24 protein-coding genes are annotated in these 26852 nt (G+C 48.0%); 18 read left to right on the top strand and 6 right to left on the bottom strand.

What is annotated here, in order from left to right:
- Positions 1 to 88: 88 nt before the first annotated feature.
- Complete coding sequence (locus KJS57_RS14295; protein ID WP_211020393.1) at positions 89 to 439, top strand: hypothetical protein; 351 nt, start codon at positions 89 to 91, stop codon at positions 437 to 439.
- Complete coding sequence (locus tag KJS57_RS14290) at positions 426 to 911, top strand: nitroreductase family protein (protein WP_211020394.1); 486 nt, start codon at positions 426 to 428, stop codon at positions 909 to 911. The genes KJS57_RS14295 and KJS57_RS14290 overlap by 14 nt, the downstream gene beginning before the upstream one ends.
- Positions 912 to 980: 69 nt before the next feature.
- Here KJS57_RS14290 and KJS57_RS14285 read toward each other — a convergent pair whose 3' ends face one another.
- Positions 981 to 2210: an NCS2 family permease gene (locus KJS57_RS14285; RefSeq protein WP_244861540.1), complete on the bottom strand. Its 1230-nt coding sequence runs from the start codon at positions 2208 to 2210 to the stop codon at positions 981 to 983.
- Positions 2211 to 2524: 314 nt separating this feature from the next.
- Between KJS57_RS14285 and KJS57_RS14280 the strand changes: the two genes are divergently transcribed.
- The 8 genes from KJS57_RS14280 to KJS57_RS14245 all read left to right on the top strand — a co-directional run bounded on the left by KJS57_RS14280 (position 2525) and on the right by KJS57_RS14245 (position 13192).
- Positions 2525 to 4261 (top strand): ABC transporter ATP-binding protein, encoded by a 1737-nt coding sequence (locus tag KJS57_RS14280; protein WP_213655313.1) that lies wholly within the window; start codon positions 2525 to 2527, stop codon positions 4259 to 4261.
- Positions 4254 to 6125, top strand: coding sequence for an ABC transporter ATP-binding protein (locus KJS57_RS14275; RefSeq protein WP_213655312.1), 1872 nt, complete (start codon positions 4254 to 4256; stop codon positions 6123 to 6125). The genes KJS57_RS14280 and KJS57_RS14275 overlap by 8 nt, the downstream gene beginning before the upstream one ends.
- A 151-nt stretch (positions 6126 to 6276) precedes the next feature.
- The gene (locus tag KJS57_RS14270; protein WP_213655311.1) at positions 6277 to 6789 is read left to right on the top strand and encodes a hypothetical protein; all 513 of its coding nucleotides are present in this window, start codon (positions 6277 to 6279) and stop codon (positions 6787 to 6789) included.
- Positions 6790 to 6794: 5 nt separating this feature from the next.
- Positions 6795 to 7451, top strand: a complete 657-nt coding sequence (locus KJS57_RS14265; RefSeq protein ID WP_213655310.1) for a PspA/IM30 family protein — start codon at positions 6795 to 6797, stop codon at positions 7449 to 7451.
- 28 nt (positions 7452 to 7479) lie between these two features.
- Positions 7480 to 8301, top strand: coding sequence for a hypothetical protein (locus KJS57_RS14260; protein WP_213655309.1), 822 nt, complete (start codon positions 7480 to 7482; stop codon positions 8299 to 8301).
- 254 nt (positions 8302 to 8555) lie between these two features.
- Positions 8556 to 9458 carry an NAD(P)/FAD-dependent oxidoreductase gene (locus KJS57_RS14255; protein WP_213655308.1) on the top strand — a complete coding sequence of 301 codons (903 nt, stop codon included), beginning with the start codon at positions 8556 to 8558 and terminating at the stop codon, positions 9456 to 9458.
- 3 nt (positions 9459 to 9461) lie between these two features.
- Positions 9462 to 10205: a class I SAM-dependent methyltransferase gene (locus KJS57_RS14250; protein WP_213655307.1), complete on the top strand. Its 744-nt coding sequence runs from the start codon at positions 9462 to 9464 to the stop codon at positions 10203 to 10205.
- Positions 10206 to 10372: 167 nt separating this feature from the next.
- Positions 10373 to 13192 carry a DUF8487 domain-containing protein gene (locus KJS57_RS14245; protein ID WP_444544265.1) on the top strand — a complete coding sequence of 940 codons (2820 nt, stop codon included), beginning with the start codon at positions 10373 to 10375 and terminating at the stop codon, positions 13190 to 13192.
- 76 nt (positions 13193 to 13268) lie between these two features.
- On the opposite strand, the gene KJS57_RS14240 is transcribed toward KJS57_RS14245, so the two are convergent.
- Complete coding sequence (locus KJS57_RS14240; protein WP_213655305.1) at positions 13269 to 13934, bottom strand: DUF2625 family protein; 666 nt, start codon at positions 13932 to 13934, stop codon at positions 13269 to 13271.
- Between the two features lie 112 nt (positions 13935 to 14046).
- Here KJS57_RS14240 and KJS57_RS14235 point away from each other — a divergent pair, with 112 nt between their 5' ends.
- The 3 genes from KJS57_RS14235 to KJS57_RS14225 all read left to right on the top strand — a co-directional run bounded on the left by KJS57_RS14235 (position 14047) and on the right by KJS57_RS14225 (position 19028).
- Positions 14047 to 14844 (top strand): hypothetical protein, encoded by a 798-nt coding sequence (locus KJS57_RS14235; RefSeq protein ID WP_213655304.1) that lies wholly within the window; start codon positions 14047 to 14049, stop codon positions 14842 to 14844.
- A gap of 78 nt (positions 14845 to 14922) precedes the next feature.
- The gene (locus KJS57_RS14230; protein ID WP_213655303.1) at positions 14923 to 17193 is read left to right on the top strand and encodes a hypothetical protein; all 2271 of its coding nucleotides are present in this window, start codon (positions 14923 to 14925) and stop codon (positions 17191 to 17193) included.
- Positions 17194 to 17360: 167 nt separating this feature from the next.
- Positions 17361 to 19028: a DUF6138 family protein gene (locus KJS57_RS14225; RefSeq protein WP_213655302.1), complete on the top strand. Its 1668-nt coding sequence runs from the start codon at positions 17361 to 17363 to the stop codon at positions 19026 to 19028.
- A 49-nt stretch (positions 19029 to 19077) separates the two neighbouring features.
- Here the strand turns inward: KJS57_RS14225 and KJS57_RS14220 are convergent, their stop codons facing one another.
- A complete protein-coding gene (locus KJS57_RS14220; RefSeq protein WP_213655301.1) occupies positions 19078 to 19239 on the bottom strand; it encodes a hypothetical protein in 162 nt (53 codons plus the stop codon).
- A gap of 106 nt (positions 19240 to 19345) precedes the next feature.
- On the opposite strand from KJS57_RS14220, the gene KJS57_RS14215 reads away from it, so the two are divergent.
- A complete protein-coding gene (locus KJS57_RS14215) occupies positions 19346 to 20200 on the top strand; it encodes a copper amine oxidase N-terminal domain-containing protein (RefSeq protein WP_244861539.1) in 855 nt (284 codons plus the stop codon).
- 79 nt (positions 20201 to 20279) lie between these two features.
- On the opposite strand, the gene KJS57_RS14210 is transcribed toward KJS57_RS14215, so the two are convergent.
- Together KJS57_RS14210 and KJS57_RS14205 are read right to left on the bottom strand one after the other, a co-directional pair.
- Positions 20280 to 21689 (bottom strand): glycoside hydrolase family 1 protein, encoded by a 1410-nt coding sequence (locus KJS57_RS14210; protein ID WP_213655300.1) that lies wholly within the window; start codon positions 21687 to 21689, stop codon positions 20280 to 20282.
- A 203-nt stretch (positions 21690 to 21892) separates the two neighbouring features.
- Positions 21893 to 22765 (bottom strand): YitT family protein, encoded by an 873-nt coding sequence (locus KJS57_RS14205; RefSeq protein ID WP_211020413.1) that lies wholly within the window; start codon positions 22763 to 22765, stop codon positions 21893 to 21895.
- Positions 22766 to 22953: 188 nt separating this feature from the next.
- On the opposite strand from KJS57_RS14205, the gene KJS57_RS14200 reads away from it, so the two are divergent.
- Genes KJS57_RS14200 through KJS57_RS14190 form a run of 3 tightly spaced genes read left to right on the top strand, consistent with a single transcriptional unit; the run spans position 22954 to position 25187 of the window.
- A complete protein-coding gene (locus tag KJS57_RS14200) occupies positions 22954 to 23406 on the top strand; it encodes a MarR family winged helix-turn-helix transcriptional regulator (RefSeq protein ID WP_213655299.1) in 453 nt (150 codons plus the stop codon).
- A 34-nt stretch (positions 23407 to 23440) separates the two neighbouring features.
- A complete protein-coding gene (gene paiA / locus KJS57_RS14195; RefSeq protein ID WP_213655298.1) occupies positions 23441 to 23968 on the top strand; it encodes a spermidine/spermine N(1)-acetyltransferase in 528 nt (175 codons plus the stop codon).
- A gap of 19 nt (positions 23969 to 23987) precedes the next feature.
- Positions 23988 to 25187, top strand: coding sequence for a chromate transporter (locus KJS57_RS14190; protein ID WP_213655297.1), 1200 nt, complete (start codon positions 23988 to 23990; stop codon positions 25185 to 25187).
- 11 nt (positions 25188 to 25198) lie between these two features.
- Here KJS57_RS14190 and KJS57_RS14185 read toward each other — a convergent pair whose 3' ends face one another.
- Complete coding sequence (locus KJS57_RS14185) at positions 25199 to 25858, bottom strand: hypothetical protein (protein ID WP_213655296.1); 660 nt, start codon at positions 25856 to 25858, stop codon at positions 25199 to 25201.
- Between the two features lie 127 nt (positions 25859 to 25985).
- Here KJS57_RS14185 and KJS57_RS14180 point away from each other — a divergent pair, with 127 nt between their 5' ends.
- Entirely contained in the window at positions 25986 to 26765 is a 780-nt protein-coding gene (locus KJS57_RS14180; RefSeq protein ID WP_211020418.1) for a hypothetical protein, read from the top strand.
- Positions 26766 to 26852 lie beyond the last annotated feature (87 nt).

The following is a 26852-nucleotide window of genomic DNA, read 5'->3' as shown; positions in this document are numbered from 1 at the left end:
ACATTTTGCCAAACTATCGTATACATTTGTATACAAAGATAGTTCGTATACGAATGTATAAGACAAACTCTGAGGAGGCGTTGTTAAGTTGCGCGAGGGAAGACATAAACATAGAGAGAATCACGGACATCGAGAGCATCCGGAAACCCGCGGTGGACAAGATCAAGATGCGACTGGCAAGCAACGGCCCCATAGCGCGCAAACTTTTCGCCGGGGCCGGGCCATAGCTTTTCTTGAAAAACTGAACATCAAGCGTTCGACTTTGCAGCGGCAGCTCGAGCAGCCGGAATTTGAATCCATAAAGCAGGTCATCAGCGGAGAGCTGAAAGCGACCGATGCGATTATTCAGGAATTCATCCACACTTTCGAGCTTCGCGAAGCTATTTCAGATAACGATCCCAACAATAAAGGAGCCGATGAATCCCATGACAATAACTGAAGCCATCAAAAACCGCAGAACCATCAAAGCCTTTAAACCGGATTCCATTTCGGAGGATGATTTGCTCTCCTGGTTGGAAGCGGCAAGCTACGCGCCAAACCACCGCTTGAACGAACCGTGGGGAATTCTTGTCATTGGTCCAGAGACGAGATCCAAACTGAACCATAAAAAGGACTTTGGCGGAGCGCCTGTTGTCCTTGCCATCGTATCCAAGCCTGCAGGGACTCCATTCGAACGGGATGAAAATATTATGGCCGTTTCATGTTTCGTGCAGAACTTTATGTTAGCCGCGCATGAAGCCGGGGCGGGCGTCTATTGGTCTTCGATGGGGAACTTACCGCAAAATCGCGAGATTCTCGGCGTGGAGCAAGATTATGATGTCGTAGGCGTTCTTGGTGTCGGTTATCCGGCGGAAGTACCGGCGGCCAAACCGAGAACTCCGATCTCTTCCAAGATCACACATTTAGCATAACGGCCGTACATGTGAGAAGGCCCGTCCGAACAACGAATCGTTCGGGCGGGCCTGATTTATGATTGTGGATCAGATGACCTGAAGTACAAAATGAAGAACGAAGAGAAGCGATATAAAATAGAAGAGTGGCTTCACTTCGCGCCATTTGCCGACAGCCACATGAAATAGCGAGTAGCTAATGAAACCGATCGCGATTCCGTCCACGATGCTATGCATGAGCGGAATGAAGGCGATGATGAAGAAGGCAGGCAATCCCTTTTCCATACTTTCAAAGGAAATGTTGCGCACCGAAGGCATCATCAAACCACCGATGAAAATAAGGATCGGCGCGACAGCCTGATCCGGAACGAGCGTGATCACGGGCATCGCAATCAACGAAATCAAGAACAGAATCCCCGTGAACGCTGATGTCCAGCCTGTTCTACCTCCGGATGAAATCCCTGCAGCGGCTTCAACAGTGGAGACGGTAGGACTTGTTCCAAAGATACCGCTAAGAAAAACGGAGAACGAAGTAGCTTGCATGGCTTGCTTAAAGCGTTCAGGTTTTTCGCTCATGTTCAGTTGAGCGTTAATGAGTCCTACATTCTCGAACACGATAACGAGAGTGAGTGAGAAGACGGCGACAATCAACGTGGTGACAGGCAAGCCTTTAAATGTCAGATGCCCGAAAACTTCACCGTAGGATGACCAGGTAAAGCCGCCAAGGCTGCTTCCTGCCGATGGCTTAATGCCGAACAAAAAGGCAAGCACTGTTCCGCCGATAATGGACAGCAGCAAATTGCCGGGCACCTTCCGCATGTACAAAATGCAGGTCAAGGCTAAAGTAGCAAGTGTAACGATGACACCGGGGTTCCCGAACGATTGCACGGCGATCACTGAAGCGCTATCCGGTAGAATGACGCCGCCTTTATGCAAGCCGATCAGGACCAGCATAAGTCCGATACCTACAGAAATTGCTTCTTGCAACGATGTGGGGATGGCTTCACGCAACTTCCCGACGAGAGAGGTCAAGCTAATAGCTAAAAAACAAATGCCCGACATCATAGACACCGCCAAAGCTTGCTGCCAAGTTAATCCCATACCTTGAACAAGCGTGTACGTGAACATGGCATTAATTCCCATGCCGGGAGCGATAATCAGGGGAGCTTTACCCCATAAAGCCATTACAAAACACCCAACCGCCGATGCGAGAATTGTTGCGATAATTCCCGCTTCCTGCGGGATGCCGGCATCCGCCAATATCGATGAATTGACGATTATAATATAGACGATCGCAAAAAAAGAAACGGTTCCTGCCAAAGCTTCCCGTCGCCAAAAGCTTGGGGCAAAGCGGGGAGTTGAATTAGGTGATAAAGGCTCCTTTGTGTGCGATGGTGTCTGTTTCTTTTGGTGGACCAACCATAAACCTTCCTTTCATTGTAACCCCTCACCCAACCCTTTCAAGAAATATGAAAGAAAGACGGCTAAAAGCCGCATGAGATATATCATACCATATTAAATTTAGTCTTGACACTTCGGGGATATGTCGTATACATTTGTATACATAAGCGATTGTATACAAATGTATACATCCGAATAAAGGAGCGAAATGATGTACATAGAAGGTGAAATGAATGTGGAAGCTTAAGCGATTTATGAAGCCTTATTGGCTGTGGTGCTTATTGGCGCCTCTTCTGATGGTGGTCGAGGTGATTATGGATTTGATGCAGCCGGCGTTGATGGCGAGTATTGTCAATCAAGGACTCTTAACGAACAATTTGGAGCATATCAAATCCACGGGACTGATGATGCTGGGTGTGGCCCTTGTCGGCCTGATCGGCGGGGTAGGCTGTACCGTGTTTTCGAGCATCGCCTCCCAAAGTTTCGGCAACGATTTGCGAATCACGCTGTTTGAGCACATCCAGACCTTCTCGAATCGAAATCTGGACCGTCTGAAGACGGGTTCACTGATTACCCGATTGACGAACGATGTGGGGCAACTTCAGACGTTTGTGCAAATGATCCTGCGCACGTTAGTCCGTTCACCGCTCCTGCTTGTCGGCAGCCTGGTGATGGCGATACGGATCAGTCCGTCGTTGACGCTTATCCTGTCCGTATCCGTCCCGTTGTTATTCATCATTTTGTATGCAATCATTCGGCTTTCCTTTCCTTTATTCTCAAAAATGCAGGAGAAGTTAGATAGCGTCAACACGGTGTTACAGGAAAATCTGTCGGGCATCCGGGTGATCAAAGCCTTCGTTCGGGCAAAAGAAGAACAAAAGCGGTTTAATGCGGCTAATACGGCCTACACCGGCAACGCGATCAAAGCGATCCGCCTCATGGCGCTGAATATGCCGCTTATGATGCTGGTCCTGAACGCCAGCATTGTAGCGGTATTGTGGTTCGGCGGGCTTAAGAATTGGAATGGAGAGCTTCCTGTCGGTGATTTGATTGCTTTCATTAATTACGTCACACAGCTATTGATGTCGATGATGATGCTGAGCAATTCGCTTACCTTTGTGTCCAGGGCGAAGGTGTCGGCGGACCGGGTGAACGAAGTGCTCGCCGCCGTCAGCGAAATTTCCGATGCGCCGTCGGCGAAGACCGAAGTGATCCGTTCCGGCCGGATTCAATTCAATCATGTATCTTTCGCATATAACTCAACGGACGAAAATCTAGTTTTGGAGGATATCCACTTTACGGCCGAACCCGGCAAAACGGTGGCCATTCTTGGCGCTACCGGGGCAGGGAAGTCAACGCTCGTAAGCCTCATCCCCAGGCTCTATGAGGTTTCATCCGGTTCCATTATGATTGATGGAACCGATATCCGCGATATTAGCCTGGACCATCTCCGCAGCGAGATCGGGTTTGTGATGCAGCAGAGTATTCTGTTCAGCGGCACCATCCGCGACAATATCCGGTATGGCCGACCGGACGCTACCGAAGAGGAAGTGGTGCAAGCGGCTATAACCGCCGAAGCACACGGTTTCATCACCGGCCTTCCTCAAGGGTACGATACCTTGCTTGGTCAGCGAGGCATCAATTTGTCCGGCGGGCAAAAGCAGCGGCTGTCCCTTGCGCGGGCTCTGTTGATCCGTCCTAGAATCCTCATCATGGACGACAGCACAAGTGCCCTGGATGCCGCAACCGAGGCCCGAATCAGGCAACTGCTGAGAGAGCAGATGCAAAACAGCACGAATATACTGATCGCTCAGCGGGTTTCTTCGGTCATCGACGCCGATGACATCCTGATCCTGGAGAATGGCCGCATCGTATCCCGAGGCACTCACGAAGAGCTGATGCAAAGCAGCGAAATTTACCGGGATATCCGGCAGTCGCAGCTGAAAGGAGAGGAGACGTCCCATGTCTAGCGTAAATAACCGCGCGCAGATCCCGATTCCCGGGCGTCCCGGCGGATTGGGCGGAGGTCCGCATGGCGGTCCTGGGGGAGGTCCCGGGCGAGGTGCCATACCGATTGTAAGGGCCAAAAACCGCGGAGCTACGATCAAGCGAATTTGGGCTTATTTAAATCGTCAGCGGGCCGGACTGATTGTGGTATATGTGTTCACTGCGCTAAATGCGATCGTTGCCCTCATCGGGCCCTATCTGCTCGGAACGGCCATTGATACTGCTGTCATTCCCGGCGATTGGGACAAACTGGTCCGGTTTTGTCTGCTCTTAATCGGCATTTATTTGTTAGGGAGCGTTGTTGCTTGGGTGCAGGCGTATGTCATGACTTCCGTATCGCAGAATACGGTGTTTGAGCTGAGGCGCGATCTCTTTGCCAAGTATCAGGAGTTGCCGGTGCAGTTTTTTGATACGCATTCGAGCGGGGAACTCATGAGCCGGGCCACCAACGATATCGATAACGTATCGAATACGTTGAACCAAAGCGTGACCCAGCTGCTAAACAGCCTCATCACGCTGAGCGGCTCACTCGTGATTATGCTCTCGTTAAGCCTTCCGCTTACGGTTGTGGCCTTGATTACGATTCCGCTTGTTCTGCTGGCAAGCCGAAAAATTACGGGCTTGAGCCGGGTTTATTTCAAAAACCAGCAACGGCATCTTGGAGAGCTTAACGGATTTATCGAAGAGACGATTAGCGGTCAGAAAGTGGTGAAACAGTACCGCAGGGAAGAGATCGAAGTTCGGCGGTTCCGCAGCATCAGCGGGGAGCTGAATAAGGTCGGCATCAAGGCGCAAATCGTATCCGGCCTTGTAGGCCCGGTTATGAACCTGATCAACAATTTGAACTTTGCCCTCATAGCCGGAGTGGGCGGGTGGATGGCGTTTCACGATATAGTTACTGTGGGCGTCATCGTCAGCTTCCTTAACTATTCCAGGCAGTTCGGCCGGCCAATCAATGAGCTGGCTAACCAATACAACCTGATCCAGTCTGCCATTGCCGGTGCGGAGCGAGTGTTTGAAGTCATGGATATGCCGTCCGAATACGGGGATGACAAAGAGAGCAAACTGCCCCGACTGAGTGGGGAAGTCAAATTCGACAACGTATCTTTCGGCTATAAGCCGGATGCGCCGATTCTGCGCAGGGTGACATTCGAAGCGAAGCCGGGCGAGAAAATCGCGCTTGTCGGACCGACAGGAGCCGGGAAAACGACGATCGTCAATCTGTTGACCCGGTTTTACGAAATCCATGGCGGGAATGTGTTTATCGATGGCCGGGAGATCCGGGATCTGGACAAAAACGCGCTGCGCAGACAGCTCGGGATGGTGCTTCAGGATGCGCATGTATTCTCGGGAACGATCCGCGACAATATCCGCTTCGGTCGGCTTGATGCGACCGACCGGGAGGTGGAAGAGGCTGCCCGGCTTGCCAATGCGGAGAGATTCATCGCAAGGCTGCCGCATGGCTATGATACGATACTCGAATCGGAGGGCAGCAACCTGAGCCATGGACAGCGCCAGCTTCTGACGATTGCTAGGGCGATTCTCTCCGATCCGGCCATCCTGATCCTGGACGAAGCAACGAGCAGCGTAGATACGCGGACGGAAATGCAGATCCAGCATGCAATGAAGACCTTGATGAAGGGTCGCACCAGTTTCGTAATTGCACACAGGCTTAGCACGATCCGTGATGCGGACCGTATTCTGGTCATCCAAAACGGAGAGATTGCTGAGCAGGGCAACCATGAACAGCTTCTAGCGTTGTCGGGAGTTTATCACGAACTATACAACAGCCAGTTCAAGCAGGCGATTCAGGCGGACGCCATATAATGATCGCACTCGCTTAAGTTTAATTATAGGAAGGATGGAAACGGCGCGCAGCCGATTTCCGTCCTTTTTTGCGTTTAATCCTTCATTTAAGTTTGGTTAAAGGTTTCGGACTTATTATACAAACATGGATGGAAGAAAGGAGGTGAAAGACATGAAACGTACTTCAATTCTAATCTCAATCGCAGTTGGTCTTGGTTCCATCCTTCTCCTTGCGGCATTGTTAAAAGTGAACATAGTTCCTATGAATGAAGGCATGCAGCATCGTCAAGCATGGCATGAACCTATGAGGTATGGACACCATGGTGTTCCCTTACACATGAATTCCAACAATGCTGCAACTCCAGCTTCAGGTGCGAAACCGGTTTGGCACTTTGTGCTTCAAATCGCTGTTTTGCTCGGCGGGGTCGCACTTTTCCTCAAGGGGAAAGGAGGGCTTAAATGGACAGGCGCTGTATTCGCCGTTCTGAGTACGATGAGTTTACTTACGCCCCTTTGGGGCTTGGTTGTGTTGATCATCGCTTTCTTACTGTTCAGAAGGATCGAAAACAACCGTAAATATATATCCCCTCAAGCTATAAACGTATACCCGTCTTTCGTGGAAACCACGGAAAGCCGGGGCCGGTTTTTGGATGAGTGGGAACGCAAACAACATAAGGAGGAATGAATTTCATGGGTATTTTTACAAGAATAAAAGATATCGCCGCAGCCGATACACACCGCTTGCTTGATTTGGTGGAAGATCCGGTCAGTATGGCTAAACACTATATTAGACAGCTTGAGGAGCAAATCGACCAGGCCCGATTAGCGCTGGAGAAACAGCTCGCCGCTGAACAACAATACGATCTGCTGGTTGCCAGAACCGGACAAATGATCGATAAACGTACCCGCCAGGCCGAGCTTGCCGTAGAACGGGAGGAAGAAGATATCGCCAGGCTGGCCATCCAGGAGAAATTAAGCCACTCAAAACTGATGCAAACCTATTTGGAGCAGCGCGAAGTTATTCGGAAACAGGTCCAGGCCTTACAAGAGGAGATCGCCCGCCTATTGGATTTGCATAAAGAGCTGAGTGATAAGCTGAACTTCCTGCTGGCACGCAGTCAAGCGGCAGCCGCCTTAAGGGCAACGGTCGCAACGGCTTCGCCCGGCAACATTAGTAAGATTTCGCGCGGATTTGACCGCATGGAACAAAAAATCATGACCCTCGAATCCGGCGTACTTGCCTATCGGAGTATGGATCAAAGCAATGCACGGCTGACAGGTTGGTCGGAACAGGATGAAGTGGAAAGTGAGCTGGCAAGACTTAAAGCCGTGAAACAGACTCAATAATAAACTTGAAAAATCAGGAGGAATTATCATGAAAAACAAAGCGATAACAGCAAGTGCGCTGGCATTGGCTATTACACTAGGCGGAGGAGCGGTGCTTGCCGGACAAGCGTTTGCCGCTTCGGATTCAAACACTACGAGCTCAACATCGTCCGCAACACAAAGAGCGGATAAGGGAACATTAAAAGGGAAAGGCGGGCATCATGGAATAGGAGTAAAACTTGACAATACGGCGATTGCCGCCCTTTTCGGTATGACTGAAACTGAATTGGAGACGGCAGAGCGTTCGGGGAAATCTCTGGCAGCGGTGGCCGAAGAAAAGGGGATCTCGCTTCAATCGGTGATTGATCTTGTAGCCAAACAGCTTACGGCGCGCCTTGATCAGAAGCTGGCGGACGGAAGCTTAACCCAGACTCAATATGATACCGAAAAGGCTAACGTTACGGAGAAAGCAAACAAGCTTGTGAACCGTGAGTTGACGGGTAAAGCAAGCCTTGGCGGACACGGCGGGGCAAGAATCGATGAGGAAGCCGTCGCAGAACTGCTTGGTATATCAATCAGCGACTATGAGACCGCCAAGCATGCCGGTAAGTCGATGGCGGCATTGGCGGAGGAGAAGGGCGTTGCTTTGCAATCGGTCGTGGAGCTCGTAACGAGCCAGCTAACTACGGCGCTGGATAAGCAATTGGCAGATGGCAAGATAACGCAGTCTCAATTTGATACTGCCAAGACCAAACTCGCGGCAAAAGCACTCGAAATCGTGAAGGGAACGCGTTCGGATAAAGCCGGTCATCACGGTCACGGTTCCCGGTCAGGCACAGTGAATGAAACTGAGAAGACAACGGAAGGCTGAACCTCAAACCTCCATCCTCCTGCTTATTACAAGGCAGGGGGATTGTTTTTGATTATGGACTTTATATTATGGCAGCTAATTCGATCTACACAAATAGCATCAGTTGCATTTTGACAGATTGATGTAATTGGGGTTATTATAGACATATTAAGTCTTTGATTGATCCGTTAAATAATTCGAGAGTGATTAGGTTTGTCTAATTAAAGATATTTTATATCTATAATGTCCATAAAAAGAAATGGAGGTTTCAAGTTATGAACTATCATTGTGCCATTATCGGCGGCGGTCCGGCAGGATTAAACGCAGCGCTCGTGCTAGGCAGAGCAAGAAAGGACGTTGTTTTGTTTGATGACAGCCAACCGAGGAACGGGGTAACTCATGCGTCGCACGGGTTTATTACACGGGATGGGGTTACGCCCGCCGAGTTTCGGCGGATCGCCTACGAGGAGGTGCTCAAATACCCTTCGGTCCGGCATTGGAATACCCTGGTGACCGATATTCAAAGAAACGATCATGGTTTCGCTCTTCGTACTTCATCGGGTGAATTGGTTCAGGCGGACAAAGTGATTTTAGCGGCTGGCTTAAAAGAAGTATTTCCCGAAATTGAGGGGGTTGCCGAATTTTACGGGAAAAGCCTTTTTAATTGCCCCTTCTGCGATGGATGGGAGTTGCGGGGTCAACCGCTCGTAGTCGTCTCGGAGACACCGGGAATATTTCACAAGGTAAAATTGCTGCTTAACTGGAGTTCAGATTTGGTCGTGTGCACGAACGGTCATGATATCTTGACGGACGAACAGCGAGCACAGCTTGCTTCAAAAGGAATTGCCGTCGTCGATACTCCGATCACCGCATTTTCCGGGGAAAATGGTTTGCTGGAAAGGGTGCATTTTGTTGATGGATCCCAGCTTGAACGAAGCGGAGGTTTTATCGACCCTGCATTACTTCCTAAAGCCGATTTTCATGAAGCGCTGGGGTATGAAACTGCTCCGGATGGAGGGATTGCAACGGATGCAATGGGCAGAACTACCGTATCCGGCATATACGCGGCCGGGGATTCAGCATATGTGATGCCTTCGCAATTGATTTATGCCGCAGCCTCAGGCAGCAAAGCGGCAGTTGCTGTTATAGCGGACATGACGGAAGAGGAGTGGAAATAGCAAATGAGTTATGAAAAGCGCCTCAGGATGCCTGATCTCACCGGTAAGCCGGGGCTGGAAGTATTAGCTATGCTGAGCCCCCAACCGGGAGAACGAATTCTGGATGTGGGCTGCGGGACAGGGGACTTGACCTCCGCCATCGCGGCTGCGGGCGCAATCCCTACCGGAATTGACCTGTCCGAGGAAATGGTAGGCCGAGCCAGACTGAAGTACCCGGGGCTGGATGTTTTGGTCGAAAACGCATGCCAATACAGGACGGATGTCCAGTTTGATGCCGTCTTCTCGAATGCAGCCTTACACTGGATTCAGGATGCGCCGGCCGTGGTGCGTACGATCTGGTTAGCACTGCGGGAGGGCGGCCGATTTGTGGCCGAATTCGCCGGCAGCGGTAACGTCGCTGTGCTCACTTCCGCGATAAAGCAGGCGCTGGAGGAGCATGGTTACACCTGGGAGGGACGGAATCCGTGGTATCATCCTACCATTGGAGAATATGCGAGCCTGCTGGAGCAGGCCGGTTTTCGCGTCGCCTCTGCCCAGCACTTTGACAAACTCACGCCGCTCAAGGGGAGTTTAGGAATCCGGAACTGGCTGGACAGTTTCGCCACCTATTTTTTCCCGGACGTTACCCCATCTGATAAAGAATCTATCTATAGCTTCATAGAATCTGCCGCAAAGCCGCGTCTTGAACTGGATGGACAGTGGATGATAGATACAAGCCGGTTGCGTGTATCAGCAATCAAAGTTTGATCCTTCGGTCAAAACTTTGTAAGATGAGGGAGAAGGAACTCCCCACGGCGGCAATGGAAGTTCTAGTCTACTAAGGAACTCAGGAAATGTGGGGAACTTTCGGTAGGTTCCCTTATTTTAAACCGCGCTCAGCGCGGTTTTTTTGAAGCGTTTACTACATATTAGGAGTGATATTTTTGCTAACCAAGATCAGCCTTGAAGGCGAATGGAAGCTGCAATTAGATGAGAGAAAACAGGGACTGAATCTGCCGTTTCAAGATGTCATCAATCTGCCTGGTACGACGTCGCATGCCCGCAAGGGACCGAAAAACGAAAATGTATTGATCGGCGCCTTGACGGATGAATACTTGTTTGAAGGACAGGCGTGGTATTCGAAGGAAATCACGATTCCTGAAGAACTTGCCGGAAAGAACTGTTCTTTGTATTTGGAACGCACCCGGATGACGACGGTTTGGCTGGACGGCCGGGAGATCGGCAGCCGCAACAGTCTGAACACCGCACATATTTACGAGTTGGAGAAGCTTGAAGCAGGCAGCCACACCATTACCGTCCGGGTTGATAATACCGATTATCCGACCAAAGGCGGGCACTTAACTTCCCCGGATACGCAAACAAACTGGAACGGCATCACCGGTCGCCTGGAGCTTCAATTCTTCGGTGACTCGTCTTTGAGCGACATTCGCCTTACTCCGGATTTGGCTGCCTGCTCTGTGCGGGTCACCGGTTTGTTGAAAGGGGCAACGGAGGGAACGGTTGATGTTGTTGCCGAAAGCTTTAACAGCAAGAATTCACACTCGGCTCCGCAGCAAGAGTTTGCCGTATCGGAAGGGGAGTTCTCCTTCGTCTATGAGTTGGGTTCCGATGCGCTGCTTTGGAGCGAATTCGAACCTAACCTTTATAATGTAAGTCTTGTCTTGAAAGATGGAGAAGCGGGAGTAGCCGACCGTCATGAGTTGATCTTCGGTCTTAAGGAATTTAAGGCGGCTGGCGACAAGTTTACCATTAACGGAGAGAAGACATTTCTTCGCGGCAAGCATGACGGCCTGATCTTCCCATTGACCGGATACGCGCCTACGGACGTAGAAGAATGGCTGAGGATCCTTGGAATCGCTAAATCTTACGGCATGAATCATTATCGTTTTCACACTTGCTGTCCGCCGGAAGCGGCCTTTACCGCCGCGGATATGCTCGGGATTTACATGGAACCGGAGTTGCCGTTCTGGGGAACGATCACCGAAGAAGCCGATGAGGGACATAACCAGGCGGAACAGGATTATCTGATCAGTGAAGGGTATGAGATTCTGCGGGCTTTTGGCAATCACCCATCCTTTGTGATGATGTCACTGGGCAACGAACTCTGGGGGAGCAGAACGAAGATCGATTCCATTCTAAAAGAATACAAAGCATTCGACGACAGACATTTGTACACGCAAGGCTCCAACAACCACCAATTCATGCCGGAGATATTGGAGCATGACGATTTCTTCTGCGGCGTGCGCTTTTCACGGGACCGGTTGTTCAGAGGCTCCTATGCGATGTGCGATGCTCCGCAGGGTCATGTGCAAACCGATTATCCAAGCACGATGAAGGATTATGACGATCAGATCGTTCCACCGAGCTTTGGAAAAGAGGCGGACTCGGACGAAAAGGCCGGAGGGTCGATTCAGATCCAGTACGGCACCGAAGCCAAGACGGTGGAAGCCGGAGACGTCTCCGGAGAATGGATCCCGCAAATGCCGGTGGTCTCTCATGAGATCGGGCAATATGCGACGTTTCCGAATTTTGAGGAGATCGACAAATATCAAGGCTCGCTCAAAGCCGAGAATTTCAAATTCTTCCGCGAACGTCTGGAGAGCAAGGGGCTGGGCCATCTTGCCGGTAAATACTTTGAAAGCTCGGGACAGTTGGCGGTTGCCTGCTACAAGGAAGAACTGGAGGCCGCGTTCCGTTCCCGGAGACTTGCGGGGTTCCAACTGCTGGATCTACAGGATTTTAGCGGTCAAGGAACCGCATTAGTAGGCGTGCTGGATGCTTTTATGGATTCCAAAGGAATGATCACGCCGGAGGAATGGCGCACATTCTGCAGCGACGCCGTCCTGCTGGCCAGGTTCCCAAAATACAACTATGTCGCAGGGGAACGCTTCATTGCCGCCGTCGAGCTGAGCTGGTTCCGGAGCGGGACACCCGGCAATCTGTCGTTACATTGGGAGCTCTCCGCGGAAGACGCAAGACTTGCGGAAGGATCCGCTGAAGCGAACATTCAGGCGGGATCAAATTACATCGACATCTGCCAGTTGACGGTTGACCTGCCCGTGGTCCACCGGATGACTCCTGCGAAATTATCCTTATGGATCGAAGGAAGTGACATCCGCAAATCATACGATCTTTGGATTTATCCGCAGCTCATCGGAAGCAGAATTGACGAAGACGAAATCAACTTATTCGAGGAGCTTTCCGATGAAGCACTGGCGCTTCTGGAGCAAGGTAAGAACGTGTTGCTGATGCCGAAACCGGAATCTCTCGAGAATGCCATTGAGGGGACTTACTGTACGGATTTCTGGTGCTATCCGATGTTCCGGTCCATCTCCGAAAGCATGAACCGTCCGGTGCCTGTAGGTACCATGGGTCTGTTGATTGAGAACAATCACCCTGTGTTCCGTGATTTCCCGTGCGAAGAACATTCCACTTACCCTTGGTGGAGCATCGTCCAAAACTCGAAGTCAATCATCATGGACGGAACCGACCGTGAATGGAGCCCGATCGTACAGACGATCGACAACTTTGAGCGCAATCACAAACTTGGCTTCCTGTTTGAATGCCGGGTTGGACAAGGTAAGCTCCTCGTTTGCGCCCTGGATGCAAGTAAGGCGGGCGAAACGCCGGAGGGAAGACAGTTCTTGTCGAGTTTGGCCGGTTATATGAGCTCGAACGAATTCAATCCGCAGTATAATGTCAGTGCTGCCGAGCTTCGCGAATTGATCCGCTAAGATGGAATCTTCTGCTTAAGCTCTCAGACTAAGATAATAGAAACAGCCCGGTAGAACGAATCTATCGGGCTGTTTTCTATGCATTTCTATCATTTCCCAAGACAAAGCTCCATGCTTCGACGACAGATACGGGCGCTTTCCGGCTCTTGTCTCCGCCGCCTTCTTCCGTCCAGAGCGGAGGATAATAAGCAAATACTTCGCCTTCCCGGAGCCGGCTTGTATTCTCTCGCCATTCTTGCCAACGAAAAGTTTGATAGAACTGCTCCAGATCGCCTTCCACGAGCCAGCCGAGGAACCCGGAATATGGAAGCTCCGTAGATTCCCACTCCAACGTATCCGGCGCGAAATAGTGGATTAATCCGCTGCCGCCAAATTTGCCCGTATCCAGCGCAAAAAAACCGCCGGCCGCATCATAAGCGACCACAAGCATTCCCTCAAGCGGATCGACTACCATGTTGTCCGACAACCCATTCCACGTATTCAAACTGCCGAAGATTCCCGGACTCCCCGATCCGAGCAAATGAATCCAGCCCCCGTCCCACAATATGCCACCCGCCTCGAAAGCAACTGCTCCTAAATAGGACTTTGTGCTTACTTGTAGCTGATATAGCGTGTCCTCCGCGGATGACCGCTCGGCGGGGAGAATGACATATGGATTAGTCCCTTTGCCCAAAAGCTCAACAATTTCTTCCCATGCGTGATGTTCCTTATCGATCAGTTCCGCCGACGTTAATGCATGCAAAGTCAACATTCCTTTCCTAATTTCTGCATATTTCGTACCTTTCGCTTCCTTGCTTTTCCAGTGTATCATGAATAGAATCGCGGTTTAAATATATGATGGAAGGAAGAAACTGATGGATCTCAAAGCCAAGAAAATACTGATGAACGCTTTTTGGACCTCCGGACGTTGGAGAAACGGCGGAGCTTATTATACGGAAGAAGAGTTCCAGTATGCAAAAAGTAAAGGAGTCATGTTTGATCCGTTCACCTGGAGTCATGATGAATGCATTAGCAGGATCAAAGAGCTGCATGAGGGGCAGATCACGAAAGAGAAGGCGGTACGATCCTTTCTACATAGTCTTTCCACGCGCAAGGTCTATTTGCGGAGCGCTTTGTCCAGCTTTGCGCTTACGCGAGATTTACCTATACATACATATGCACAGCGGCCGGCGGAGCAGCCAGGATATAGTGCTTGCGGTGATTGCAATGACAGTAGGCTAATGGCGGATGAACAGTATATCGACGAAGATTTAAACGTACTTAATTTCGAACGGATCAAATGGGGAGGCGTCCGCTTAAATTGGTTAGCTTATTGCTTGATGGACCTTGAGTTTCTCGCCAAGTCAGATGAGTTTGAGGTCACAGGCGAAGACGTGGCGATCTTAAAGCAAATGTTTGATGCGGTAGATGCTTGCGGCGATAAGGAAGCGGCAAGGCAGTTAGAGAAGCGCTGGAAGCTTGTTCTTCCTTCCAATCAATATGAGAGAGACGTCGTGATGGAAATTTGGGGATACATAGGCTTGCTGGAGTCCAAAGACGATTACCGTAAAGAACGCGGGCGGGGCACCGATTTTAATTCGATGGCCACCTGGAGAGGTGAGGACGGTTATTCCCGTGAAATAGCGGAGGATTATTTTGGCGAGTATTTGTGAGGCCCCATGCTTGAGAATGCATTTCTTTGATTCATAAGAAAGTTTGCGGCTGTGTGTTTTGTAGGAGGAGGAGAGGGAATGAAAAACATAAAATCCGCAATTATTGCTAACTTGGTCTTTTTTATTCCGGCCATCATTTTAAGCACGTTTGTTTGGAAAGATTACAGTGGTTACATGACAAATATTGATGACCATCTACCATCCATGTCGGGCATTTTTATGATTGACGAGGGAAAAAGGGTGGTCGGGGTATCCGACGAAAATGACGGAGGCTATACTACGGCTTATTTGTTTGATGCGACAAACGGGATATTGCTCAAAGAGGTGAAACTGCGCACCAATATTCATGGTGAGCTAGGGGCTGTTTCTTATCAGCAGAACGGGGTGATCCTTCCGACTTATGACGACAGCTTAGGACTCCAACTCAATTATTTTACGCGGTCAGGGGAAATGGAGGAGCTCGCTCAAGGCAAGCTTCGCATTCCTGCATTTTTGAGCTCGGGTACATATGAATGGCGTGGAAGACTGATCATTTCGGGTGAGACGGCGGAGTCCGTCCCGTACATAGCCCAAGTGAAAGCCGGGCAGCTTGAAACGAAACTATTGGATTCTCCTTCACTGCTTCCGGCCCGACCTGTCCACGTTATGGAGGTCCATGGAAGCTTTGAGAACGACAAAGCGGTTCCTATGTTTGAAATAGATTTAAAAGACGATAGAACTGCGCTCGTAAGCGGGATTTTCGACAAGGCAAATCTGCCGTCCGTGGTCATGAAGAAAGAGGGGGAAGGTTCCTTCGCCGCTCAGGATCGGGCCGCCGCAGAGTTCGCCAAGCAGTTTGGAATCAATAATTCGAAGCTGATTCGGGAGGATTCCAATTACCCGGGAACGGCCAAGTTTTATGATGCCAATGAGAATCAATGGGGAGCGGAAGTCCCTACCCCACAACCTGTGTATCAAGCGCGTGTATTCTTGCTGAACGATCAAGAAGTAATGATTGCAGGTTCGACGACGGGAGATGAAATGAACGGTACCTTGCTGGGATATCTCTACAATGAGAAGACCGGAAAATTCAGCGACGTTACTAGTCTTCTGGAACAGCTTACATACGAGGATTTAACAAATGAAGATACCTCATTTTTTAAGGAACCGGAAAGTAACATCCTCTACTTAGCGGAACGAGAATCACCTGCTTCGGGCGCATTCGATTTGGAGGCCCGGGAATTGAGGTTTCTGAAGGGAGAACATGTTGAAGGTTGGCTGGTCGGAATAGGCGAGGATGTAAAATCGCTGCAAAGCTTCTGGAGTTACGTCAAAGAGGGAGGACCGCTTATCCTCAATTGGGTGATTTGGCTTATGATACCCATTCTGTCCATCCTTGCGCTTGTCTTGCTTCCAATGATATCGATGAGGTCGAATGCCCGAAAGATCTCTCAGGGGCAGCAGCTTCCGGGTACGATCTCCCGGATGGAAGAAACGGGCACGTACATCAACGAATTGCCGCTGGTCCGGTTTACTGTCCGTTTTGAGGATGAAGGGCTGATGAAAGAAGTCAAGATCAAGAAGGTTATTTCATTCTTGAATGACATTAAAGTCGGCGATTCCGTACTTATCAGCTACAATCGTAAGAAGCATAAAGCCGTGTTTGTAACCGGGGACAACGTCCAAGAGCAACCGAGCCCGGACCTCATTAAAGACGCAGAGTTGAGTCGCATCGAGGCGTTGGGCGCAGTAAACCGCGGCCATGCGCTGCAACTGCATTTTAAAGCTGAAGGACGCGACTATGCCGTTCCGGTCGTGCAGCCTCCCGGGTTTGAATACCGCGTTGGCGAAAGAGCGAATCTGGTGCAGATTCAAGGGATAACGAGAATTCATAGCTACGGTAAGATAAACGCCGGTTTCGCGGAGTCGGAGCAAATTACGCTGGAAGGCGAAGTGATTGCTACCGAAGAATATCCGGTGACGATCGTAAATCGGCAGCTTATGATCCTGGAGGTTATGGTTTCCGAGGGAAATGTAAGCTTCCGAAAGGTCAACAGCCTGTTTGTACCAAAAGGGCTGCCTGTGAAAGCAGGGGTGGTCATCCCGGTTACCATGAGAAAGGACGACTTCAAGAAAGAGTTTGCCTTACAAAAAGGGAAGCAAGGAGCGGCCATGGTCGTGTCCGTCCAATTTTCCGGAACCCTTGGCGAACGGCCGCTGGCGGAGATCACCGTTGAGCGGGCTGGGATCGCCTACCGTATCAACCAGACGATCGAGCCGGTTTACGGAGTCGAGCCGGGCGATGAGTTGTGGATTGCCTATGACGAAGTAACCAGAGATGCAATCATTATTAATTATGAATCGAAGTGATCCAAAGGGGAGCTGGACGTGAATTGGGCGGAAGTCAGCAAGACGACCCTGCGCTCGATGGAACGACGGAAAGCCAGCGTTGGAAGGAACTTGCCGCAGCACTAAAAGAAAGACTGGAACAAATTCATCCAATTTAAATTCTATATTGATTGCAGGAGGTGTCGATCATGAACCCGACTTCGGAAGTTTTCTTAAAGGACATATGGGATAGAATCATGGAGATTTACTTCAAGGAGAGTCAAAGAATACGCGATCTGAAAAACCACAGCAAGCTGCAGGCAGGAATCATGAACTATGTTCGGGTAGCCTGGAGAAAAGGAAAAACCAACTGGGAGCAAGGAAGGCTGCATATTGATGTTTACGAACCTTTCTCTTGGAGCGACGACTCTTATAAGTTTGAAGCAGGAGAGTATATCGAGGAATTGACCGATGAACAACTGACGGAAGAGGTATTTCCAGCTTTGTGCGAGCGGGTGGATCAACTGTTCAGGTCGGAGGAGCTCGGTCCCCGTTTTTTTGATTACAGGTTTGAAGTCGTGTTTGAATTTGAGCGCGATCAATCCATAATCACTTTGCACCGCAATTTGTTTAATGAAGCGAAGCTGCAGCAACTTCGGCAGTCGCTGGAGAATTTTATTCAGACCAAGATTCTTTCCGAACTTCCGGTTTTGCCGAAGGAGCATGACATGTTCTTCTTCGCTCAGCATTTGATTAATCCGGATATGATGAAACAAGAAAAAGCAGTTATTGAGCCTTTGATCGGCCGGCTTTCGGACAAACTGAACATAAGTCAAAAACGTAAGAACGAGTGGATCCGGCAATATACGTCAGCTTTTAACACCTGGGCCAAGGAACAATTTTTGCCGCAACATTTTGATTCTTCAGGTGATTATGGATTCGATTGGATTTTAAAGGAGGAGAAGGACCGCCGATCCGTTGACGAAGGGGAACTGGATTTCTTCCTCTATGTCGCGTTGAAGGTCGGATTTACCGAACCGGAAACCCGGAAAAAGTATCTGGATTTAGCAGTCAAGCTGGGTTCGCAGCGGGCAGCGAATTATCTGAAGGTCGGCAGCGGTAAGTTTGAGAGTGTCTTGCGGAGTGAGCGGGTGGAATGCAGTAACAACGACGTAACGCAGCTAATCGAAGTCCGTATTCTATCCGAAGAAGTGGCGACTTACGGTGAAGCCTTGAATTATATCATCAACCTTTTGCGCAAAGGGTTTCCTAAGAGTTACAGCCTGAAGCTGAAGAGCAGTCAAAAGCATTTTCTTCCGTTGAAAAAGCTGGCGAAGTCGAAGCTGCACCAGTTTTTCGCTAATGCGCTCACCTATCCGGCACTTTTTCCCAAAATAGCGGAATATGCAGATGTTGTGATGGAAGAGTATGCGTGGTACGGGGACGTGGAACCTGGAGAGAAATCAGTAATGCCGGGTACTTACGCGGTAATGGGCCTCGGTTTATACAGTGAATCTTATTTCTCATTAGTGTGCCGCTATATGGAACTGGTGGATACGGAGCATCAAATGGTGCAGGATGACTATGCTGAAGCTTTTATTGAAGCCCACGGTCTAACAGAGGAGAATCTTCCAGTGTTGGTTACTATTTTACTCGGTGGCAATGAGGAAGGGAAATATGTAAAAAATGCAACGATCGACGATCCCGAGCTTGCAGGCGCGCTTGTCGATGTACTGAAAGAGAAGAAGGATTATGAGCGGGAGCTGGTACTGTATCGGTTGTTTAAGAGTGCGGATAAGCTTGCCGGAACTGCAAGAAAGGCGAAGCCGCCTTTAAAGGAACAATTGGAGCAACTCTTGGCGCTTTGGAAGCAATAGTCGTAGATAGAAAGAAGCCCGCGTTTGGCGCGGGCTTTTAGCTTGATGGTCACATTAATGTAAGCCAGACAGCAATGCCGTTTGTTATCGTGAAGATGAATCCGATCGAAATTCCCCAGATATGCTTCTTCTCCAAACCAAGTTCCCCGATTAAACGCGGCAGCAGCCATTTCAGTGCAATGAACGAGAAAATTCCTTGTATAACGCCCAAGAAGATCAGCTTCGTTACAGAAAGCAACTCTATTATGGTATAATTTGGGGGTTATAAATACATCCTGGATTACTATTAAAATACCTTTATATATGGAGTGGTCGTTTTGAAGAAGCTGATAACAGCAGCAGCTGTGTTGAGTGTGATGATATTTGCATCATCCGTTTATGCCGCCGAACCCGTAAAAATACTTATGAAGAATCAAACCGATGGCGCAACGACTGCGATTTCCTCCGATGTAAGTCCCGAAACTGTGAACAGCCGAACCATGGTACCTCTGCGTGTGATCAGTGAAAATTTGGGAGCTACGGTTAAGTGGTCGGATTCAAAAATCATACTCACAAATAGTAATGTCGAGGTAATATTACACCAGAATAGCAATAAAGCCGTGAAAAATGGAAAAGCAGTACTTTTAGATGCCAAGCCATATCTGAAGAATAATCGGGTTATGGTTCCGCTTCGTTTTATTGCAGAAACGTTTGGGTGTAAAGTCAGTTATAGCAACTTTGCAGTAACTGTGGAAACCAAACCGTTGATCATCGATGGTGTAAAGGTGAAAGCATTGCAACAGGAATACCACATGATTTTGGGTGGCGTAGTCAATCAAATCCATGGGAATACCTATAATGAAGTAATCTATAATATTTTTGTAGAAAACAAAGGTAAGAAAGTCGAAGCACCTCCTAATTATTCCTGGCGTAGTCACCTCCCACCTGGTTACTACTATAAAGCTGGACAATATGACTTTTTAGACCAAGAAGGGAATAGCATATTACGGTTTGATGTTTATTCCTTAATTCGTTCGACGGATAGTGATCGTGACCCCGAGGTTTTAATTCATCAAGCGAATGAGAACCAATGGTATATGTTTAACTACAAAGCGCTTTTAAATATTCTAAAGTTAATTGATACAGCTGCAAAGAACGGGTTTCTAACGGAGATCAGCAATAACGTTCCATAATAGCAGCGGCATCTTCAAGACTTATTTATCCAGTCTTGGTGTGCCGCTGCTTCTTTTAATCCTCTATGTTTACCGACTGCTAACGCTGCAAACTTAGTCCATTAGAAGCGATGACATCTTTGTACCAGAAGAAAGACTTCTTGCGATAACGCTCCAGAGTACCGGTATGGTCATCGTTGCGGTCTACATAAATGAGACCATAACGTTTGCTCATTTGTGCAGAGGAGGCGCTCACCAAGTCTATACAACCCCAAGAAGTATACCCCATCACTTCAACTCCGTCTTTGATCGCCTCACCGACCTGAACCAGGTGATCGTTCAAGTACTTGATCCGGTAATCATCGTGAACAGTGGGCTTGCCATCTTCACCCGTAATTAACTCATCTTTTGCTCCAAGGCCATTCTCAATTACGAAGAGCGGCTTCTGGTACCGATCGTAAAACATATTGAGTACATAGCGCAGACCTTGGGGATCAATTTGCCAACCCCAGTCACTTGTCTCCAGATACGGGTTAGGCACCCCGTTGAACAAATCGGTTGGTTTGCGATTGCTTTTATCCGACGATTCACAAATGCTCACATAATAGCTGAAGGAAATGAAATCTACCGTGTGTTTTAGAATTTCGGCATCTCCCGGTTCCATATGAATCTCAATATTATGTTCCCGGAAAAAGCGCTGCATGTAGCCAGGGTAATAGCCTCTGGCATGGACGTCGGCGAAGAAGTAGTTCTTATGTTCAGCCTCCATGACAGCGATGACATCATCCGGTTTGGGTGTGAGAGGGTACGTTGGTATACTAAGAACCATGCAACCGATTTTTGCGTGCGGATTAATCTCATGCCCGATTTTTACGGCCAGCGCGCTTGCAACGAATTCATGATGAATCGCTGTATATAGATCTTGTTTGCTTAACTCCTGCTTCGGAGTATAAATACCGCCGCTCATGAACGGCTCTTCCAGAATGGAATTGATCTCATTAAAGGTCAGCCAATACTTCACTTTATCTTTGTAACGCGTGAATAACGTTCTTGCATAACGTTCATAGAAGCCGATCATTTGCCGATTGACCCAGCCGTCATATTGCTTGGACAAATGCAGCGGGGTTTCGTAATGCGATATCGTCACGAGCGGTTCAATCCCATATTTAAGGCATTCGTCAAACAAATCATCGTAGAATTGCAAGCCCTTCTCATTGGGCTCGAGCTCATCTCCATTCGGAAAGATCCGGGACCAGGCTATCGAGGTACGGAATACCTTAAAGCCCATTTCAGCAAATAACTTGATATCTTCCTTATAACGATGGTAAAAGTCGATACCGATCAGCTTCAGATTATCGTCAGTAGGAACTTCTGTAATGGGGCCTCTGATACCTTGCGGAGCAACGTCCTGAGTGGACCAGCCTTTGCCATCCTCCTGATAAGCGCCTTCGCATTGATTCGCAGCCACGGCTCCGCCCCATAAGAAGTCCTTGGGGAATATTACGGTCATGTTCAATCCCGCCTTTGAATGTTATTGGATGCATACTAGGTACCCTTGCGGTGTCATTTAGCATTATTCCCAGAATGGCTTATCCTACGTTTAGATAAAATAACAAATCAGGTCAGCGAAGGGGGAGACCTAGGCTGACCTGATTGGCTGGAAATATATTGTTATCTATTTATAAACTTAAAATCTGATTCCAAATCTAATATCTATACCTTGGGTCGTGCAAAACGTCCAACAATTTCTGTGGATTGTACCACGTTCATAAATGCTCGGGGGTCGGTTTGAAGAACCGCTTTCCGCACCGCTACCAATTCATACCGAGTGGTGACCGTCATTAATGTATAGTTTTCTTGCTCACTGTACCCGCCCTCCGAATGGATGCATGTTATTCCATGATGAAGTTTGCGGAGCTGGCAAAGCATCTTCTCTTTTTCTTTCGTAATAATAAAGCAAGTGACTTTGATATGTCCGATATGAATCATGTCGACCACTTTACCTTTGACGTACGTGGACAGCATGGAGTACAGTGCCAGGTCCCAGCTCCGGAAAAAGCCGAGTGCTAAAATCACAGCGCCGTTTAAAATGAACAGAACATTTCCCATCGCAACATCCCGTCTGCGAGTTACGATGGAGCCGAGTATGTCGAACCCGCCGGTAGAGCCGCCTACTCGGAGCGAGAATCCGATGCCTCCCGCTGAGATGAGGCCGCCGAATACCGCAGCCAAAATAGGGTCTTTGGTTAGTTGGATGACGGGAATAAGAGCCATAAACCAAGTCGTGCAGATGACCGAGATACAACTATATACGATATATCTTCGTCCAACCGCCTTCCAACCCCAGATAATGAGTGGGACATTAAGCAAAAAATACACGATTGAAATATTCCACCCGGTAATATAACCAATGATGGATGCGACCCCCGTAAGTCCACCGGATAAAAGCTGATGGGGAATCAAGAATAAATTAAGACCAGCCGCGACAAGCAAGGCGGAAAGGATAATAATTCCAACCTCCTGCACGGGTTTTAGTGAAGATTTGATCGGTTTACCGATGATTGCAGCGTATGGATTTCGATTCATCTCCGAACCTTCTTTTCTCACATAATGGGTTATAAAAATATATTATCGGTTTAAATTATCTTTTTTATCAATAATTTCGACTATGACAAATGATATAGCTTTTGTTTTTTAGAATGTTGTAAATGCAACAAAAATAATATAACATGTATAACGAGTATCGATTAGCATAAGAAATTAAGGAGTTATCTATGAAAGAAATTCTACGTGAAATCGGAACGATTGCCAGAGCATTGGATTCCATCAGCAATATCGAGTTTAAGGAATATGAGCTTACAAAAGGACAGTATTTGTACCTGGTACGGATCTGCGAACACCCTGGAATCATCCAGGAGAAATTATCCGAAATATTGAAAGTGGATCGGACAACCGCCGCTCGTGCCATAAAGAAACTTGAACTTAACGGATTTATTGAAAGGAAAGATGATCCATATAACAGAAAAATCAAAAAACTCTTTCCTACAGAAAAAGGGGAGAGTGTCTATCCTTATATAAGAAGTGAACATATTCATTCCGATTATGTCGCGCTAGCCGGATTTTCCGATGAAGAAGCAGAAACTCTGTTTCAGTTAATTCAAAGAGTTAGAAAGAATATTGAAGTAGACTGGGAGTTTGTAAAAAAGGGAAATAAGCGAAAGTATTGAGTTATAATCTTTTCTAAAGGAGCTATCTATTCAAATGTCTGTGAAAATACAAAAGTGTGGGATCGAAGATGTAGAACTACTCCAAGAAATAAGTATTGAAACCTTTAACGATACCTTCAAGGATCAGAATTCGCCTGAAAATATGAAGAACTATATGGATCGGGCATTTAACTCCAATCAGTTGAATATGGAATTGAACAATATCCATTCGGAATTCTTTTTGATCTTCTTAGATGAAGAACCTGCCGGGTATTTGAAAATTAACAGTCAGACTGCCCAATCGGAAAAAATGGGGGATGATGCACTCGAAATTGAGAGGATTTATATAAGAAATAAGTTTCAGAAACAGGGGCTTGGAAAATATTTAATTAACACTGCGATAGATATAGCTTTAGGAGAAAAGAAAAATAGAGTCTGGCTGGGGGTTTGGGAAAAGAACGAGAACGCGATTCAATTTTACAAGAAAATAGGATTTGTCCAAGTTGGTGCCCATTCTTTCTTTATGGGGGATGAAGAACAAAGAGATTATATCATGTGTAAAACACTGATGGCAGGAAAATAAGCCGCGAAAGGGATGCGTAATGTCCGATAATCAGCTTAGTCAAAATAATAAACTGAAGGCTGTGTTTGAAGTATTAAGAGTTTCCACGAAACTTGGTTTAACCTCGTTCGGTGGGCCCGTTGCACATTTAGGTTATTTTCATAATGAATATATAAGGCGCAGAAAGTGGATGGATGAGCGCAGCTATGCAGACTTGGTTGCTCTTTGTCAGTTCCTGCCCGGGCCGGCCAGCAGCCAAGTCGGTATTGGGATCGGGGTGATGCGCGCAGGATTAATGGGAGGGGTTGCAGCCTGGATTGGCTTTACTCTTCCTTCGGTAATTGCTCTTGTTCTTTTTGCTTATCTGTTACAGGGATTTGATATCGGGAACGCCGGATGGATTCACGGTTTAAAGCTAGTCGCTGTCGCAATTGTTGCTCATGCGGTACTGGGTATGGGGCAGAAACTGACTCCGGACCGGAACCGTGCGACGATTGCCATTATAGCGGCAACGGTCACACTACTTTGGCAAACGGCGATTAGTCAGGCGTTGATCATCGTATTAGCGGGTATTATCGGTTTATTTTTATATAAAAACACGAAGATACCTGAGTTGCCGGATATCCGTGTACCGATAAAGCGTTCGTTAGCCGTGATTTGTCTAGTCCTATTCTTTGGATTATTGATCATCTTGCCTTTCCTACGAGGAATTACTTCGCTCCAATGGCTTCCCATGTTTGACAGTTTCTATAGATCGGGTTCGCTTGTGTTTGGCGGAGGACATGTTGTATTGCCTTTACTGGAAAGGGAAGTAGTACCCATGGGTTGGCTTTCCAAAGAAGACTTTCTGGCGGGTTATGGGGCTACCCAAGCGGTTCCGGGTCCTTTGTTTACATTCGCTGCCTACCTGGGAGCTATAATGAATGGATGGACTGGTGCGATCATTGCAACTTTAGGGATTTTCCTACCAGCCTTTTTATTGGTTATTGGAGCTCTGCCTTTTTGGGATTCACTCCGAAGGAAGCCAATAATTCAAGGTGCGCTGGTAGGTGTTAACGCAGCGGTTGTAGGTATTTTGCTGGCTGCTCTATATGATCCGATCTGGACCAGTTCCATACTTGCACCCGCTGATTTTGCCCTCGCGTCCATCTTGTTTATAATGCTAGTTTTCTGGAAAACCCCACCATGGGTTGTTGTTATTACAGGCGCATTAGGCGGAGTGATCATCAACTACATATAACTTGAACCTGTTCAATGGAATGCGGCAGGCAGTTGAAAGGAGACGGCTGCCTTTCCGGTTTCTTGAAGTCCGGAGTCGCTGAGGAACTGTTCCCGCAGTTCCTTTTTGTTTTTTCCCAAGGCATACCTCACCGTGATATCGACAACATTTCCTTGTTCTTCAAGAGCAGAGTACTCGTCCAGTGAAAATATTACCGCGTATGCTTCATATGAAGTCGGATCGCCGCTGTCGCAAGGAGAATCGGATTCGGTGCGGCATGCGTTTACTTGAAACGTTTTATGGCGCGGTCTGAGTTCGCGAATTTCCCCGTTGAGAGATCCACCTATGTACTGGACACTAATTTCCCGGTTTTCCTGTGTATTTTCGACTGCTGTAACAATATACAGCTTGTTTGCAATATCTTTATTTTCCTGGTCGACCGCACCTTTAAGCAAAATAGCGTATTGATAATAGATACGGATGCCTTGTTCGATTTCCGAGCTTTTATTTAACGGTTCTATGATCGCCGATTTCACCGACTTGATGTGTTCGGCCGTATATAAGGACTGCAATACGGAATCAGGGTCCGTATCTTCAGGCACCGTTTGTTTATGGGACACATTGCAGCCGGCAAGCAGGGCAAACAGCGCTATGAAGATCATAATCACTATACTTCTCTTAGCTTTCATCATGGTTGACTAACCCCCTCATTAAAATAACTTAATAGAAAGATTATTAAATTTCAAGTTTCCAGCGGCTTAAGCTAGTATGATAAACTAACTCAAGAAGATTTTTCGTGCAAAGAGGAGGAGGGGGCCTATGGCAAAAAAACAGCAGAAAAAGAAGAATAAGCGAAACGGCTCCGGTTCATTCTGGCTCGGGTTCTTAAAATTTCTTGGTTTCTTTGTTTTATTCGGCCTACTGTTACTATATTGGGATTCAGCCAGACTTACAAAGATCATAACTAACGCGCGCCCGGTGCTAGAGTTGACTCCCGATATCGACGAAATTGTCCGGCTTGATGGCAGTGTTGAAGGCATAGCTGCCGTGACTGATGAGGGCAAACTTCGGAATACTTATGCGTTGCTGCAAAAGGAAACATTTCTTTGGGGATGCAGCAAAAGCAATTGCGATTACAAAAGATCCGAAGACCGCCGTCCGGAGGTTTTAGGCAGCTTCGTGATCAATGGCGTAGTCGTGCAAGCGGAGTGGTTCCGCTTCTACACGAATTGGCTCCCGCTGGATTTTAGCACCGTTGATCCGAGTCAACTGTCTAATATATATGAAGGAGGGACATCCCGGCCGCTGTTGGTGGAGAGTCCGAAGAAAAGGGCATATGGCTACTATGCAGTGTCCCCAGGGGAACAAATCACGGTCATCGGACGCGCCAGAGAAGGAAGATTGGAGCCGTTCACCTTACCCGGCAAGGAAGAGCACAACGTGATTTTGATCGGAACAAATATGGAGCGAATGTTATCTGAGGAGAGGGAATCTCAGCTCGGATATGGGATTGTCTCCGGAATTGTTCTACTGTTTCTGCTTCCGACCATAGTAGGCTGGGTAAGGAAACTATTGCGCAGATTCAAACCTGAAAGATAGGATTGGAGTCTTCTGGATAAATCTTCTTGTCAATTTTTCAATAGAATCTTGGTATGGTAGAGGATAGCTATTGATGAGAGGTGATGA

The organism is Paenibacillus vini, from assembly GCF_018403325.1.
Lineage (GTDB): Bacteria > Bacillota > Bacilli > Paenibacillales > Paenibacillaceae > Fontibacillus > Fontibacillus vini.
This window is presented reverse-complemented; position numbering and strand designations above follow the sequence as displayed.

Excerpts from the sequence above, each read along its gene's own strand:
- KJS57_RS14275 (WP_213655312.1), top strand. The coding sequence starts at position 4,254 with ATGTCTAGCGTAAATAACCGCGCGCAGATCCCGATTCCCGGGCGTCCC.
- KJS57_RS14205 (WP_211020413.1), bottom strand. The coding sequence starts at position 22,765 with ATGAATCGAAATCCATACGCTGCAATCATCGGTAAACCGATCAAATCT.
- KJS57_RS14280 (WP_213655313.1), top strand. The coding sequence starts at position 2,525 with ATGTGGAAGCTTAAGCGATTTATGAAGCCTTATTGGCTGTGGTGCTTA.
- KJS57_RS14255 (WP_213655308.1), top strand. The coding sequence starts at position 8,556 with ATGAACTATCATTGTGCCATTATCGGCGGCGGTCCGGCAGGATTAAAC.
- KJS57_RS14200 (WP_213655299.1), top strand. The coding sequence starts at position 22,954 with ATGAAAGAAATTCTACGTGAAATCGGAACGATTGCCAGAGCATTGGAT.
- KJS57_RS14250 (WP_213655307.1), top strand. The coding sequence starts at position 9,462 with ATGAGTTATGAAAAGCGCCTCAGGATGCCTGATCTCACCGGTAAGCCG.
- KJS57_RS14260 (WP_213655309.1), top strand. The coding sequence starts at position 7,480 with ATGAAAAACAAAGCGATAACAGCAAGTGCGCTGGCATTGGCTATTACA.
- KJS57_RS14180 (WP_211020418.1), top strand. The coding sequence starts at position 25,986 with ATGGCAAAAAAACAGCAGAAAAAGAAGAATAAGCGAAACGGCTCCGGT.
- KJS57_RS14290 (WP_211020394.1), top strand. The coding sequence starts at position 426 with ATGACAATAACTGAAGCCATCAAAAACCGCAGAACCATCAAAGCCTTT.
- KJS57_RS14210 (WP_213655300.1), bottom strand. The coding sequence starts at position 21,689 with ATGACCGTAATATTCCCCAAGGACTTCTTATGGGGCGGAGCCGTGGCT.
- KJS57_RS14190 (WP_213655297.1), top strand. The coding sequence starts at position 23,988 with ATGTCCGATAATCAGCTTAGTCAAAATAATAAACTGAAGGCTGTGTTT.
- KJS57_RS14270 (WP_213655311.1), top strand. The coding sequence starts at position 6,277 with ATGAAACGTACTTCAATTCTAATCTCAATCGCAGTTGGTCTTGGTTCC.
- KJS57_RS14185 (WP_213655296.1), bottom strand. The coding sequence starts at position 25,858 with ATGATGAAAGCTAAGAGAAGTATAGTGATTATGATCTTCATAGCGCTG.
- KJS57_RS14235 (WP_213655304.1), top strand. The coding sequence starts at position 14,047 with ATGGATCTCAAAGCCAAGAAAATACTGATGAACGCTTTTTGGACCTCC.
- KJS57_RS14230 (WP_213655303.1), top strand. The coding sequence starts at position 14,923 with ATGAAAAACATAAAATCCGCAATTATTGCTAACTTGGTCTTTTTTATT.
- KJS57_RS14265 (WP_213655310.1), top strand. The coding sequence starts at position 6,795 with ATGGGTATTTTTACAAGAATAAAAGATATCGCCGCAGCCGATACACAC.
- paiA (WP_213655298.1), top strand. The coding sequence starts at position 23,441 with ATGTCTGTGAAAATACAAAAGTGTGGGATCGAAGATGTAGAACTACTC.
- KJS57_RS14225 (WP_213655302.1), top strand. The coding sequence starts at position 17,361 with ATGAACCCGACTTCGGAAGTTTTCTTAAAGGACATATGGGATAGAATC.